Annotated in this window: 10 protein-coding genes; 5 read left to right on the top strand and 5 right to left on the bottom strand. The window is 44.8% G+C overall.

What is annotated here, in order from left to right; genetic code table 11:
• Positions 1 to 70: 70 nt before the first annotated feature.
• Positions 71 to 1,276, top strand: a complete 1,206-nt coding sequence (locus QUB51_RS13155; protein WP_333209458.1) for an EAL domain-containing response regulator — start codon at positions 71 to 73, stop codon at positions 1,274 to 1,276.
• A 693-nt stretch (positions 1,277 to 1,969) separates the two neighbouring features.
• Here QUB51_RS13155 and QUB51_RS13150 read toward each other — a convergent pair.
• Both QUB51_RS13150 and QUB51_RS13145 read right to left on the bottom strand, forming a co-directional pair.
• The gene (locus QUB51_RS13150; RefSeq protein ID WP_333054043.1) at positions 1,970 to 3,001 is read right to left on the bottom strand and encodes a sulfate ABC transporter ATP-binding protein; all 1,032 of its coding nucleotides are present in this window, start codon (positions 2,999 to 3,001) and stop codon (positions 1,970 to 1,972) included.
• Between the two features lie 172 nt (positions 3,002 to 3,173).
• Positions 3,174 to 3,398, bottom strand: a complete 225-nt coding sequence (locus QUB51_RS13145) for a hypothetical protein (RefSeq protein WP_333054044.1) — start codon at positions 3,396 to 3,398, stop codon at positions 3,174 to 3,176.
• Between the two features lie 123 nt (positions 3,399 to 3,521).
• On the opposite strand from QUB51_RS13145, the gene gltD reads away from it, so the two are divergent.
• Positions 3,522 to 5,006: a glutamate synthase small subunit gene (gltD, locus tag QUB51_RS13140; RefSeq protein WP_333054045.1), complete on the top strand. Its 1,485-nt coding sequence runs from the start codon at positions 3,522 to 3,524 to the stop codon at positions 5,004 to 5,006.
• Positions 5,007 to 5,668: 662 nt separating this feature from the next.
• A complete protein-coding gene (locus QUB51_RS13135) occupies positions 5,669 to 5,911 on the top strand; it encodes a transposase (protein WP_333240593.1) in 243 nt (80 codons plus the stop codon).
• A gap of 280 nt (positions 5,912 to 6,191) precedes the next feature.
• Here QUB51_RS13135 and QUB51_RS13130 read toward each other — a convergent pair whose 3' ends face one another.
• Positions 6,192 to 6,662: a DUF4079 domain-containing protein gene (locus tag QUB51_RS13130; protein WP_333054092.1), complete on the bottom strand. Its 471-nt coding sequence runs from the start codon at positions 6,660 to 6,662 to the stop codon at positions 6,192 to 6,194.
• Between the two features lie 96 nt (positions 6,663 to 6,758).
• Here QUB51_RS13130 and QUB51_RS13125 point away from each other — a divergent pair, with 96 nt between their 5' ends.
• Positions 6,759 to 8,240 carry an ankyrin repeat domain-containing protein gene (locus QUB51_RS13125; RefSeq protein WP_333054047.1) on the top strand — a complete coding sequence of 494 codons (1,482 nt, stop codon included), beginning with the start codon at positions 6,759 to 6,761 and terminating at the stop codon, positions 8,238 to 8,240.
• A gap of 412 nt (positions 8,241 to 8,652) precedes the next feature.
• On the opposite strand, the gene QUB51_RS13120 is transcribed toward QUB51_RS13125, so the two are convergent.
• Both QUB51_RS13120 and purH read right to left on the bottom strand, forming a co-directional pair.
• The gene (locus QUB51_RS13120; RefSeq protein ID WP_333054048.1) at positions 8,653 to 9,597 is read right to left on the bottom strand and encodes a 2OG-Fe(II) oxygenase; all 945 of its coding nucleotides are present in this window, start codon (positions 9,595 to 9,597) and stop codon (positions 8,653 to 8,655) included.
• A gap of 333 nt (positions 9,598 to 9,930) precedes the next feature.
• On the bottom strand, positions 9,931 to 11,478 hold the full coding sequence (purH, locus tag QUB51_RS13115) for a bifunctional phosphoribosylaminoimidazolecarboxamide formyltransferase/IMP cyclohydrolase (RefSeq protein ID WP_333054049.1): 1,548 nt from the start codon (positions 11,476 to 11,478) through the stop codon (positions 9,931 to 9,933).
• 474 nt (positions 11,479 to 11,952) lie between these two features.
• Here purH and QUB51_RS13110 point away from each other — a divergent pair, with 474 nt between their 5' ends.
• Positions 11,953 to 13,845: a PAS domain S-box protein gene (locus QUB51_RS13110; RefSeq protein ID WP_333261965.1), complete on the top strand. Its 1,893-nt coding sequence runs from the start codon at positions 11,953 to 11,955 to the stop codon at positions 13,843 to 13,845.
• Positions 13,846 to 14,050: the final 205 nt, after the last annotated feature.

Here is a 14,050-nt window from a genome sequence, read left to right as displayed (position 1 = left end):
TTCTCAGTTATTGGGACGCTTATCGCGTTCAGTAACGCCTATCAATTATACCGCTTTCAGGGAATGACGTATGAAAAAGATTCTAGTGATTGAGGACGAGCAAGTAATTCGGGAGAATATTCTCAAACTCCTCAAAGCTGAAGGTTTCGACGTGACGGGTGCAGAAAATGGATCGCAAGGTTTATATGCGGCGGTGTCAAATCTTCCAGACGTGATTATTTGCGACGTGATGATGCCAGAACTTGACGGGTATGGGGTGCTGATGGCCTTGCGATCTAATCCTGTTACTGCTACAGTACCTTTTGTTTTTCTCACCGGTAAAGCCGATCGCTCTGAAATGCGGCAAGGTATGGAATTGGGGGCAGATGATTACCTGACTAAACCTTTTAGTAAAGCTGAACTTGTGGGCGCGATATCGAGCCGCTTGAAAAAACAAGAAGCTGTTGCTGAACAGTACAATACTTTGCGATCGCAAAGCAGCGAATTTATCCAAAAGACTGCCGACAAACTAGAGCAGATCAAAACTCGTTTGTGCAACGCACTGGAACGAGAAGAATTCCAAGTTTACTATCAGCCGCAGGTCAATGTCCAGACTGGTAAAATTATGAGCGCAGAAGCTTTAGTGCGCTGGGTACATCCAGAAAAAGGGCTGATTTCGCCCGCAGAATTTATTCCCCATGCCGAAGAAACTGGCTTCATTGTAGAGTTAGGTGAGTGGGTTTTGCAGACAGCTTGCAAGCAAATGCAAGTTTGGCAAAATGCTGGTTTTTCGGGGCTGCGGGTAGCGGTGAATCTGTCGCCACGCCAATTTCACCAACCGGATCTCAGCAGCAGAGTTGCCCAAATTTTAGCAGAAACTGGTTTGGAAGCGAGCAGTTTGGAATTAGAGCTGACAGAAAGTTTGATGGTAGAGGATGCCGAAAGTGCGATCGCGACTTTGCAACATTTGAAAAATTTGGGAGTTTGTATATCTCTTGACGATTTCGGCACTGGGTATTCTTCTTTAAGCTATCTGACGCAATACCCCTTCGATACTTTAAAAATAGACCGATGTTTTATCAGCAATATTACCGATGGTTGCACAAATGCAGCGATTGTGAAAGCTATTATTGAAATGGCGCACAGTCTCTGTCTTGAGGTAATTGCCGAAGGAGTTGAAACAGAAGCAGAAAAAGATTTTCTCTGGCGCTATAAGTGCGATATAATGCAAGGATATTTGTTTAGTCCTCCTTTGGCTGCAGCGGATTTTGAATACTTGTTAATGACCGGAAAATAAAATATCTATAAAGTCAATATAGAGCAGATAATTAAGTGCCATAGTTGGGGTAAAATATGTTTTTATAATCTACCAGTAACGTTGAGTAAATCAAGTCAAGCAATACAATAAGGATGTTTACATAGCTGTTAAACTAGCTCGATAGTATTTTTAGCTATTTTGTCCAAATTGCTTGTCATTGTCAACCTCGGAGAACTGGGCGTGCTGATGCAGTTTGGTAAAGTGCAATAACAGTTAGTAGGAGAAGAAAATCACGTAATAACCCCCACAGTTTATACTGTAAAAAAGTTGAGCGTCAGGGTGGAAAAACAGGAAAGTTCCGCTGAAGCTTCCTCAAAATATTTGCAAGATTTTTTCACATATGTAGCGCTCAACAGGCACATTCTATTAGAAGAAGTCCCAGCTATTTTTAAACAAATAGATGACGAAGAATAAGTCATTGCTCGCATTATATATCCGGCGGTTGAAGAAGTATTAAAAGGAGTCATGGCCAAATACACGGCTGAAGAAATTATTACTAAGGGGGAGAACTTAAAGCCGGAGTTGATATTTTTTTGACCTACGGAAGGAAGAACCGCTCCTCCGATTTATATCCACAAGACAGCATTACCAGGCACAAGCCTGGTAACGATGTGGCAACAGTGTTTTGTAGGAGATCCTCGATAGTATTTTGAGTAAGATGCAGCCACGGATTTAAGCTGAATAAGCAGGGAAAGTCATCGCGTGTTTGGCCTTGACGTAAACTTGCTGATCTTGCTTGAGCTGTAGATAATCGAAGCGATCGCGACTTACGTAAGCTGTTACTACCTGACCCGATTCTAACAATAACTGGGTTTGAATTTCGCGTCCTACATGAATGATGCGGCTGACTTTTGCTAATGCAAAACCAGACTCCGGCTTAGTTTGAATTTCCACGTCATGGGGGCGCCAAAATACTAATTCACAATGAGCCGCTCCACTATTTTGAGGCGTTGTACCGTTGCTCGCGAACAAACCCGCAGCATTGGGCAACACATTGACAGGCCCAATAAAAGTCATCACAAAAGCTGTTGCCGGTTTGTCGTAAATTTCAGCAGGAGTGCCAACTTGTTCGACTCTACCTTGGTTCATCACCACAATTTCATCGGCTACTTCCATAGCTTCTTCTTGGTCATGAGTCACAAAAACTGTGGTGATGTTAACTTCTTTGTGAAGGTTGTGCAGCCACGATCGCAATTCTTTGCGAACTTTAGCATCTAATGCTCCAAAAGGTTCGTCTAGCAGCAGCACTTTCGGTTGAACTGCTAGAGATCTGGCTAAAGCCACCCGCTGCCGCTGGCCGCCGGAAAGTTGCGAAGGATAGCGATCGCCCAAACCTTTCAACTGAACTAAATCCAAAAGTTCATCAACCCGCCTGCGAATAGAGTCTTTAGGAACTTTGCGAATTTCCATCGCAAAAGCAATATTTTTCCGAATAGTCATGTGTTTGAACAAAGCATAGTGCTGAAACACAAAACCAATATTCCGTTCCTGCACCGACTGGTGGGTAGCATCCTCGCCGATCAGGTAAATATGACCCGTGTCCGGCGGTTCTAGTCCAGCAATCATCCTCAGCAGAGTCGATTTCCCCGAACCGGAAGGCCCTAAAAGCGCGACTAGAGAGCCGTTTTTTATTTTCAAACTCACGTTGTCAATCGCGTGGAAGGAGCCGAAGTGTTTCGATACGTTCTCAATTGTAATGCTCATGACTTTGTGTACCTATTTTAGGAGTTGATGGTATTAACTCCATATATCTGACCGATTTACAGTAGTATATCCTGAAATTAATATTTTGCAAGGTCTGTAACTTTTTGTATTGTATTTCGAGCCATCCTGATGGGGACGGCGCTTGGAAGTTGACGCTGGCGGGCCGTCTGAGTTAACCCGCGAGGGTTTTCAGATGTGGCTGTAGCCGTAAATGCGATCGTCCCAGAATAAGCCATGCTGAAATTACGTAGAAACCGGGTTTGATGGACGAAAATACTGCATCAAAACCTTTAAAACCTTTAATTCCCGTAAAAAACCCGGTTTCTTTGCTGTCGATATATCTATATTTTACCGCTGCCGACAATTCCCCGACTCCCGGCGATATTAAAGATTTCATGTACAAATTGCTCAATCTGAGGTGCGATCGCACACAATTTAGATCACAATAGTTAATTCAGAAGCCCGCCAGCTTCACCTTTGAGAAACGGACAGAATAGTAAATTCTAACCAGAACACCACTATGGGAAAACCAACAGGCTTTATCGAATTCTTGCGCGAACTGCCCTCCGAACTCTCACCAGTCGAGAGAGTCCACAACTGGGACGAATTTCACCTACCGATGGATGAGGACAAACTCCGCAGCCAAGGAGCGCGCTGCATGGATTGCGGCATTCCGTTTTGCCACACGGGGACAATTATCAGCGGCATGGCAAGCGGCTGCCCGATTAACAACCTCATCCCGGAATGGAACGACCTAGTATATCGCGGACTGTGGAAAGAAGCCCTTGACAGACTCCACAAAACCAACAACTTCCCTGAATTCACCGGCCGCGTCTGTCCCGCCCCCTGCGAAGGCGCTTGCGTGCTCGGCATCAACAATCCGCCGGTGACGATTAAAAACATCGAAGCCTCGATTATCGATAAAGGCTGGGATGAAGGCTGGATTGCCGCCGAACCACCCGCCAAACGCACCGGCAAAAAAATCGCCGTCATCGGTTCCGGGCCCGCCGGTTTGTCCGCCGCCGCGCAACTAAATAAAGCCGGTCATTGGGTAACAGTATACGAAAGAGCCGATCGACCAGGCGGCCTGCTAATGTATGGCATCCCCAACATGAAGCTAGACAAAGAACAAGTCGTAATGCGCCGCCTGAAAGTCCTCGAAGACGAAGGCGTGACATTCGTCTGCAACACCGAAGTCGGCAAAGACTTACCAGCAGAACAACTGCTAAAAGAATACGACTCCGTTGTGCTCTGTACCGGCGCGACAAAACCCCGCGACTTGGGCATCCCCGGCCGGGAATTAAAAGGCATCCACTTCGCAATGGACTTCCTGACTGCGAACACCAAAGCAGTTCTCGACAAGAGCACCAACGGCAACTTCATCTCCGCCGAAGGCAAAGATATCGTGATCATCGGCGGTGGCGACACCGGCACCGACTGCGTGGGCACCTCCATCCGCCACGGCTGCAAAAGCCTCGTACAGCTAGAAATCCTGCCCAAACCGCCCTCGGAACGCGCGGCCAACAATCCCTGGCCTGAATGGCCAAAAGTCTACCGTCTCGACTACGGCCAAGAAGAAGCCGCAGCCAAATTCGGCGATGACCCCCGCGGCTATCTCACCACGGCGACAAAGTTCGAGGGCGACGAAAACGGCAATGTCAAAGCTGTGCACACCGTTGAGGTGGAGTGGGCGAAAAACGAGAAAGGGCAGTTTATTCCGAACCACATCCCCGGCACCGAAAAAGTGTTGCCGGCACAGCTTGTTTTGTTAGCGATGGGCTTCCTCGGCCCGGAACAGCCCTTGCTGGATGACTTGGGATTGGAACGTGACGCCCGCAGCAACGTGAAAGCCGAGCACGAAAAATATACAACCAGCATTCCGGGAGTTTTCGCGGCTGGTGATTGTCGCCGGGGACAAAGTTTGGTGGTTTGGGCGATTAACGAAGGGCGGGGCGTGGCCCGGGAGTGCGACCTTTATCTGATGGGGAGCACTGATTTGCCTTAGTTGGTAGGTGTGGGTCGATCGAGATTGTTTAATTTCCCATAATTTACAGCTTATTCCATGTAGATGTAGATCGCGATCGACCGGGTTTCGAGCAACAGAATCAGTAATGAGGCGAGAACTGTAAAGAAACCCCGTGAGAGCGCGGTGTACTTCATAAACCTGGAATACGCTGTATTAAGCCCGTAGGGGCGGATTCGCCAAGATTTTGATTTAAAAACCCAAAATGTTGTAAACCCGCCCTTTGTACCTTGAAATAGGTAGATTGCGATTTACCGTTGGGTGGGGGCGGGTTTACGAAATTATGGATTTTAGGCAAATATTGTTGGTGAAACCCGCCCCTTGTATCTTAGGAATCAAAAATAAATAAGTTGATGAGTTATCGGTTATAAGGAAAAAATTTTAAGATTACAATCTTTACTCCTACAGAGATCAACTTACAACTGATTTTTCTCTTTAACTATTCTAATTTACTTTTAAATCGATGTCTGATTCTAATTCACTTGAGTCAGAAATGAAAAACGGTTCTTCCTTACTTGGTATGCTAAATCAATAGCTAAATCAGTCAAATAAATTGAGGTTAAAAATATGTGTCCCAATCTTGCAGAAAGGCATAAATTACAAGAAAATTTCCGACAAATATTTGAGTAAAAAAAACAAATTGGTTGAGGGCATTGTTGAGAATTGGTATCTGCCAGGAAAGAACTCAACAATATTTTCCAGATACTGTTAAGACTCTTACTAATTGGTTTGACGAGATAATTGCTTACTTTGATAATAGGACAACAAGTGGTATTGTTGAAGGTATTAACAAAAAGCTTAAGTTAATAAAACGTTCTGCCTATCGCTTTATAAATTTTGCAAGCTACAAAAATAGATGTTTGCTTACTTGGCATTTTAATTATTAGTTTGGCATACTAAGTAAAGAAGAACCGGAATTATTTATAATGAAATAGCCGTGATTATTGTTGGGTAGACAAAGCGTTTTATCAGGTTTAATAGCAGGTGTTTTCTTATTGTGGATTCAAAAAATTACCTAATTAATTTTATAAATTTTTGATAAATTTAATTTTAATATATTAAAATATCAAAAAAATTTGGGCTATTAAACTACTAAAATAAGATAATTTACTTGCTAATCGCTAATCGCCCCAAAGCAATTAGCAATTAGCAATTTTACTCAAATTATCACATTTTGCTGATAATTCTTTGCAGGATTTCTACGCCTGATACCGCTTGCCAGCCAAACAGCCCCAAGAGCACAATATTCAGAAAGATGTGAGTGTTTCTGGCCAAATCATTGCCTTTTTGCATCAAAGGAGTCAGCGATGCTGCGATCGCAATTATTGCCGTCATTCCCAACCCTGCTAGCAAGTGCGGGCCGACAAATAGTTTGCCGTTGTTGATGTAGGTGACGGCCATTCCGCCGACTGCACCCGTTACCATCAAGGCTAGCAGCAAAGAACCCATCTGGTGATGCTTGATGTTGAATTTACCCTTAATTAACTCTTTTTTGACTTCGCCTTCCGCACTTCTGGTACGGCGGATTTGCAAGCCGAGATACAAAGCATAAAATGAGATGGCCAGCAGTACCCACATTAAAACTGGGTGGAAGAATTGGCTCCAAACTTTCACTGACTGAGGAATTTCGAGATTCATGGTGTTCTGAGGATTAGCAAACATACTTCATAAAACTTAGCATACCAGTCAGGCCGTCTCGTGCGACGGTAAAAATATACGGTATGAGAGACTATTATGGCTGCCACTAAACAAGACGCTGTATTGATTCAAGCCGCCAAGACTGGCAACATTATTCACGTCCAAGCTTTACTCGCTAAGGGTGTTAACGCTAACGCCAAAGACTCTGAGGGGACGACGGCTTTGATGTTTGCTGCCCAAAAGGGCTATACAGAAATCGTGCGTAGTTTACTAAACAATGACGCTAATGTCAACCAGGTGAGCAGGCGTTTTGGGCTAACGGCTTTGATGCTGGCGGCGGCTCACAAACAGGCTGACTCTGTGCGACTGTTGCTGGCGGCGGGTGCTGATGTTAATGCTAAAAATGATGATGGAAGTACGGCTTTGATGGCGGCTTCTCTCAAAGGAGATATCAATGTTGTGCGGATGTTACTTGATGCTAATGCTGATGTAAATGTCCGAGATAAAGATGGAGATTCTGCTCTGAAAATAGCTGCTTTATCGGGTCACGAAGCTGTTGTCAAAGCTTTGGTGGATGCGGGTGCGGTTGCTGAGAATTCTATGCTGTTTTTAGCTGTCCGTCAAGGTAGCGCTGAAATTGTGCGAATTTTGCTCAAGTGTGGGGCGGATGCTAATGTTAAAAATCTAGAGAGCAAAACTGCTTTGATGCTGGCTGCGACGGCGGGAAATTTGGCTGTTGTCGAGGCGCTGTTGGCTGCTGGTGCTGATGTCGAAATTCCCGACAAAAACGGAGAAACTGCTTTAACTTTGGCTGCGGATTCTGGCAATACTGATGTGGTGCAAACTTTGCTTGGTGCGGGTGCTAATGCGAATGTAAAAAATGGAGATGGGGGCACGGCTTTGATGGCGGCTGCTGCTGGGGGAAATGCGCCGATCGCCCATATCTTACTCGATGCTGGCGCGGATATCAACGCTAAGGATAAAGATGATGAAACTGCTTTGAATTTTGCGGTGGTTGAAGGCTGCGAAGATGTGGTGGAATTGCTCTTAAACCGAGGTGCTAGTGTCGGTGCTAGAAATAGGTTGGGCGATACGCCTTTACTGGTGGCGGCTGTTCACGGCCACAGTGCGATCGTATCGGCTTTGCTGCAAAAAGTAAACTCAAATCGGGATGAGTTTCTGAATGCGAAAAACTTTGGGGAGACGGCTTTGACGCTGGCTGCGTTTCACGGACATACCGAGACTGTGAAGGCTTTGCTTGAGGGCGGTGCTGATCCGAATGTCCCGGCGGATTTGGGGAAAACGGCTTTAATGAAGGCGTGCGATCGCGGTTATATGGCGATCGTCCAATTATTAGTCGAAAAAGGTGCCGATGTCAACGTGCTGGATGATTCGGGCGCAACTGCTTTAATGTGGGCCGCACATCGGGGTTATCCTGATGCAGTAAAGATTTTAATTGATGCTGGTTCAGAACTAAACCACAAAAATCCGGGAAATTATACAGCTTTAATGCTGGCTGAGTTTAAGGGTTATTCCAGTGTGGTAAAATTGCTCAAAAGTGCTGGAGCACTGGAGTAAGAATGAAATAGTTTTGAGTAAGATAATTCTGTCATTCTGAGGGTAGGCTTTGGGAAGTGAAGAATCTCCTACCAAATTCATAAAATAGCGCTACATATCTACCCCCCCAACCCCCCCTTATTAAGGGGGGGAGTAAAACTTTCTATGTAGCATAACTTTATGAAATTGGTATCAGATATCGGGACTTACCCATTGTAATGGTGTGGCAATAATTTGAGATTCTTCGCTTCACTCAGAATGACATAATTAGGTGATTAGTGCGTCCCGGACAATGAATTATATCATGTCCGATCGATTAACCATAATATCCCGGTCGGGGCGGGTTTTTGAGATTGTCAATTATTGGCGATTATGGTTGGTGGAACCCGCCCCTACAAAAATCGCGGTAGCTCGACCCGACATGATATTAACCTCAATTTGCTTTACGTACCCAGCCGTTAATAGTAAATCGGCTATCAGCAAAAGCTTTTGAGGGACAGCTAACTCGCAAAACTTCGTGCATATAGCGACTCAGAAAAAATACTATGCTGTTATTGCGAGGTTCAACAGTTCTGAATGTCTTGTCTGCAACATAAAAATTGTTCTCAATTTTGCTGTCGTAAATTTGCAATTCGCCACCTGAAAAAGCTTTGGGTTCTCGATAGAAATAGTAAACGTAAGTGAAAAACCGGGTGGCGGTATCTGGAGAGCCGCTGTCGTTGTGAAGCTTATAAAAGTTGTTGTCATTGTGCATGGTTAACTGAGCTTCTATTTCACCAAGCGGAAATGAGGGAATATTTAATTTTTGCAGCACGTCGGGGAGAATTGCTTTGATGCGATTAACCATCAGTTCGGAAAATTCGGGGAACGAGTGGAGTACCATCGAACGGCGGTAGTCTTCGGCATTAGTTGAGGTGCTGGTTGTCACAAATTCTGATTCTTTTGCTAAGACATATTTAAGGAGTTTGTTTTTTTCGGCAGGGGTCAAAAAGTTGTCTATTTGGGCGTAGCGAGATATTAAGTCGTCATTTACAGGCGGCGCAGGGGCGGGAATTTCGGCGGGAATTTCGGCGGGAATTTCTACAGGAGTTGCAGGCTGCTGCGGTTGCAGTTGCTGCAAGTAAATTGGGGGTTCTGTGACTAATCCGACTAGGTGTTCGCCGGGAAAAGAAAGGGCGGAACGCCCGTCGTCTATGGGGATTTGAAATAAGGGCGAAAAACCCAGTGTTTGTTGGGTGCGATCGACTAATGTTTTGATCAGGCTGTGCAATAATGGTGTATCAGATTTGAGGGTGACGGTGCATTGATGTCCCCCGGTGAGCAGGATTTTGACTTTTATGTCTTGGGGTTTAATTTGCGGTTGAATTGTGCTAGTCATAATTTTTGAAGGACGCAACTGGGAATTTGGTACGACATAACAGTGTTGATTGGTGTCATAGCCTTCCCGATCCCCCCTAACCCCCCTTAAAAAGGGGGGGACAAGAGTGTAAAAGTTCCCCTTGTTAAGGGGGAGACAAGAGTGTCAAAGTCTCCCGTCTTAAGACGGGAAAGGATTCTTCTCAAAGTCCCCCTTCTTAAGGGGGATTTAGGGGGATCGAGACTTAGAGTAAAACCAGAGATACAAATAATTTCCGACTTAAGTTAAGACCAATAAACACTATTGTATCCCTACAATATGGCACACAATTGAAAATTGCTTTAGGTCTTATTCCTAATGCAAGAAGTGGCGGATATCAGTGAAAACCATTGTGATTCCGAGTTGGTTGGCGGCTTCAATGGAATCTCGATCGCGCATACTTCCTCCTGGTTGGACGATCGCAATTATGCCCGCCTCAGCCGCCGTTTTTACGGAATCGTCGAAGGGGAAGAAACCGTCGCTAGCCAAAATCGCTCCTTTGCTCTTTTCTCCTGCTTGTTCCAATGCTAGTTTAACCGAACCCACGCGATTCATTTGTCCGGCGCCGACACCGATTGTAGTGCGATCGCGCGTCACAACGATCGCATTAGATTTGACGTGTTTCGCTACTTTCCAAGCAAACAGCAATTCTTCCAACTCTCCCGCCGTCGGCTGTTTCTCAGTAACAACCCGCCATTTGCTAGTTTCTTCTACTATATTATCTGAGTCTTGCACCAGCAAACCGCCTGCAATAACTTTAACAGTTTGTGGCGGCCCTTGAGTCAAATCTGGCAAAATTAATACTCGAACTTTCGCCTTTTTTTTGATAATTTCTTCTGCTTCTGGCTCGCACCCCGGCGCGACAATACATTCTAAAAATGTTTGAGTTAACGCCGTTGCGGTAGCAGCATCAATCGGGCGATTGAGGGCGACAATTCCGCCGAAAGCTGAGACTGAATCGGTGTCGAAGGCTTTTTGATAAGCTTCAGAAATAGTTGTTCCCAAGGCTGTACCGCAAGGATTTGTGTGCTTCAGAATAGCGGCGGCAGGTGTGTCGGGGAATTCTACGATTAGCCGCCTTGCTGCTTCTAAATCTACTAAATTATTGTAGCTTAATTCTTTGCCTTGCAGGATGGTGCTAGTCGTCCAGCCTGTCGGTGTAGTTCCGCTTTGATACCAGGTGGCGGCTTGATGGGGATTTTCGCCGTAGCGGAGAGTTTGCAACTCTTTTCCTGATAAATTAAACTCGTCTGGTAGCGAAGATTTTTCAGCGGATTGGCTGCTGCTGAGATAAGTTGCGATCGCGCGATCGTAGTTGGCTGTATGTTTAAAGGTTTCTAGAGCGCATTTTTGCCGAAACTCTAAGGATGCTTCGCCACCATTTTCCCGCAGTTCTTTTAAATAAGTATTGTACTGTTCTGGGTCGCACAAAACTGTCAAATGAGCATGGTTTTTGGCGGAAGCTCTCAACATTGCCGGCCCGCCGATATCTATCTGCTCAATTGCGTCTGCTAGAGTAACTCCTGGTTTAGAAATTGTCTCTTCAAAGGGATACAGATTGACTACAACTAGATCGATCGCCCGAATTTGATTTGCGGTTAAATCTGCGAGGTCTTCCGGTACGTCGCGGCGTGCTAAAATGCCACCGTGGATTCGTGGGTGAAGTGTTTTGACTCGCCCTCCCAAAATTTCGGGGGAACCAGTATATTCTGCAACTTTGGTGACTGGGATGCCTGCTTCTTTGAGAGCCGTTGCTGTCCCGCCACTACTAATTATGTCAAATTCAAATTCTTCTACTAGACTGCGCGCTAAGTCGATTAGTCCGGTTTTATTGGATGTGCTCAGAAGTGCTAGACGTGCCATTGGTTTGAAGTTGCGATCGCAAAAATAGATAGGTTATATTCTATACCAAATCGGCCCGCAGGGAGATGATTTGGTCATGGCTAATTATGATTATTTTTAATAATCAAAGATGAGTTCGCTTATTTGTGACCATATTTTTTGTCAAATTTATATAATATTTTATACTGACCAGTGGTTTCTAGATATCTAGAACTTGCGCGTGGAACTGATTATTTTGTGAGTGCGAGGGGGATTGAAGCCATATCCAGCTTCCACAGTTCGTGTCGCTACGTAAGTGTCAATGTTGTTGAAATTACTTAATAAAACTTAATAGATAATTATAGGGCGATCGCTCTTGAATTTTAACGATGTTTTATGATGAATTCTAAAAGTAATGTGCTAGCATCGGGTGTAAATTGCTCTCTCCCTAAATTTCCCGAAAAATAGGGCGATCGCCACACATTAATCTAAACAATAATTTGGTAGGGTTAACATATGTTTTTTCAAGAAGCAGATCCAGAAAATAAGCTCAGTAATATTAGCAGGAATCATAAACAAACTGCTCCCAATCTGACTAATAGAACAGGCTACCAACAGATTTCAAAAAAAAGAATCCAGAATTCACCAGAGACCAATATTTCCGAAGCTTATAGTGTTAGTTTGTGCGAATTGCAGCAGATGGAGCGAGCAATGGAACAGCTAAAGCAGGATTTGAAAGCTAGCGAATCTCGGTTTAGGAATGTGATCGAAAAAAATGCCGACGGCATCGCAATCGTTAACAAGCTAGGACTTGTCTGTTTTGCCAACCAGTCAGCAGAAGCGCTGTTTAACTGCACCGCAGATGAACTTTTAGGGCAAGCATTTTTTGGCAATTTAGTAGTAGAAGTTTCCGCTTGTGACCTTGAGATGGCGACGGATATTATTCCCCAAGTTGGAAAAACAGAAGCACCAGGAACTCGCGTCGTGCAAACAGAAGTTGAAGCTATTCGCAAGCAAAAAGCAAATGCTGTAGTAGAAATGCGGGTGGTGGAAACGGAATGGGACGGAGAAATGGCTTATTTAGCTACGCTGCGGGACATTACCGATCGCAAGCGCGCAGAAGAAATGCTTTGGTTGTACGATCGAGCTATCGCAGCTACTAGCACCGGAGTTACGATTTCTGACGCCACTGACCCCGAAAATCCAATTATTTATTGCAATCCCGCATTTGAAAGCATGACAGGTTATCGGCGGCAGGAAATTATCGGAAAAAACGGCCGATTTTTGCACGGAAGCGATACGGATCCGGCGGCAGTAGAAATAATTCGCCAAGCCTTGCAAGCAGAAAGCGAATGCAAGGTAATATTAAAGAATTACCGCAAAGACGGAACCGCTTTCTGGAATTGTTTCTCCATATCTCCCGTGCGCGATCGAATGGGCCAATTAACTCATTTTATTGGCGTACAGAGAGACATCACGGAGCGCAAACAAGCCGAAGAAGCCTTGCATAATTCCGAAGCACAAAGCCGAGAACAAGCAGCTCAACTAGCAGCCACACTGGAGCAACTAAAAGCCACTAATTCCCAATTAGTTCAAAGCGAAAAAATGTCTAGTTTGGGATTGCTACTTGCCGGCGTCGCTCACGAAATTAACAACCCAGTCAGCTTCATTTACGGCAATCTCGCTCATCTGACCAATTATACTCAAGACTTGTTCGATCACCTCGAACTCTATCAACAACACTATCCTAATCCAGTCGCAGAAATTCAAGAGCAAAGAGAAAAAAATGATCTAGATTTTTTAGCTGAAGATTTACCTAAAATACTATCTTCAATGAGCGTTGGTGTCGATCGCATTTGCCAGATTGTGCAGTCGCTGCGGAACTTTTCGCGGCATGACGATTCACAGATGAAACCCGTTAACCTCCACGAAGGTATCGACAGCACGCTGTTAATTCTCAATCACCGTTTGAAAGGGAACGGAGAAAAGCAGCCAATTCAAATTGTAAAACACTACGGAAAATTGCCAACCGTTGAGTGTTTCGCTGGGCCGATCAATCAAGTTTTTATGAATATCCTCAGCAATGCGATCGATGCTTTAGAAGATGCCAACAGTAGGCAAACTTGTCGAGAAATGCTAGAAAATCCCAGCCAGATTATGATTGGTACGGAAGTTGTCGGCAATTTTGTAGAAATTAAAATTGCCGACAACGGCCCTGGAATAACTGAGGAAGTCAAACAGCAGATATTCGATACATTTTTTACTACCAAGCCCATTGGCAAAGGCACGGGAATGGGTTTGTCAATTAGCTATCAAATTATTGTAGAAAGACACAAAGGCGAATTATATTGTAATTCGGAATTGGGCAAGGGCACGGAATTTGCTATCAGAATTCCGATCGCACCTTAGCGCGGAATGTGCAATCTACACGTTACCAACTTGATATATAGGCAAACAAGCGAGGGGGACTCGCACTCCTACAAAACGAGAAAAATCGTTTTTTCTCGTTCCCAGACTCTGGCTGGGAACGCATACTTAGGATCGCGAATTAAATAACTTACAATTTTAATTGTTATTGTGGGATGGGCGTCCCGCCCGTCCTTTTTGGACGGGC

The organism is Microcoleus sp. AT8-A3 (genome assembly GCF_036705675.1).
Classification (GTDB): Bacteria; Cyanobacteriota; Cyanobacteriia; order Cyanobacteriales; family Microcoleaceae; genus Microcoleus.
This window is presented reverse-complemented; position numbering and strand designations above follow the sequence as displayed.

Bases quoted from the DNA above. Each gene is read 5' to 3' on its own strand.
- gltD (WP_333054045.1), top strand. From the start codon at position 3,522: ATGGGAAAACCAACAGGCTTTATCGAATTCTTGCGCGAACTGCCCTCC.
- purH (WP_333054049.1), bottom strand. From the start codon at position 11,478: ATGGCACGTCTAGCACTTCTGAGCACATCCAATAAAACCGGACTAATC.
- QUB51_RS13110 (WP_333261965.1), top strand. From the start codon at position 11,953: ATGTTTTTTCAAGAAGCAGATCCAGAAAATAAGCTCAGTAATATTAGC.
- QUB51_RS13150 (WP_333054043.1), bottom strand. From the start codon at position 3,001: ATGAGCATTACAATTGAGAACGTATCGAAACACTTCGGCTCCTTCCAC.
- QUB51_RS13130 (WP_333054092.1), bottom strand. From the start codon at position 6,662: ATGAATCTCGAAATTCCTCAGTCAGTGAAAGTTTGGAGCCAATTCTTC.
- QUB51_RS13145 (WP_333054044.1), bottom strand. From the start codon at position 3,398: ATGAAATCTTTAATATCGCCGGGAGTCGGGGAATTGTCGGCAGCGGTA.
- QUB51_RS13155 (WP_333209458.1), top strand. From the start codon at position 71: ATGAAAAAGATTCTAGTGATTGAGGACGAGCAAGTAATTCGGGAGAAT.
- QUB51_RS13125 (WP_333054047.1), top strand. From the start codon at position 6,759: ATGGCTGCCACTAAACAAGACGCTGTATTGATTCAAGCCGCCAAGACT.
- QUB51_RS13120 (WP_333054048.1), bottom strand. From the start codon at position 9,597: ATGACTAGCACAATTCAACCGCAAATTAAACCCCAAGACATAAAAGTC.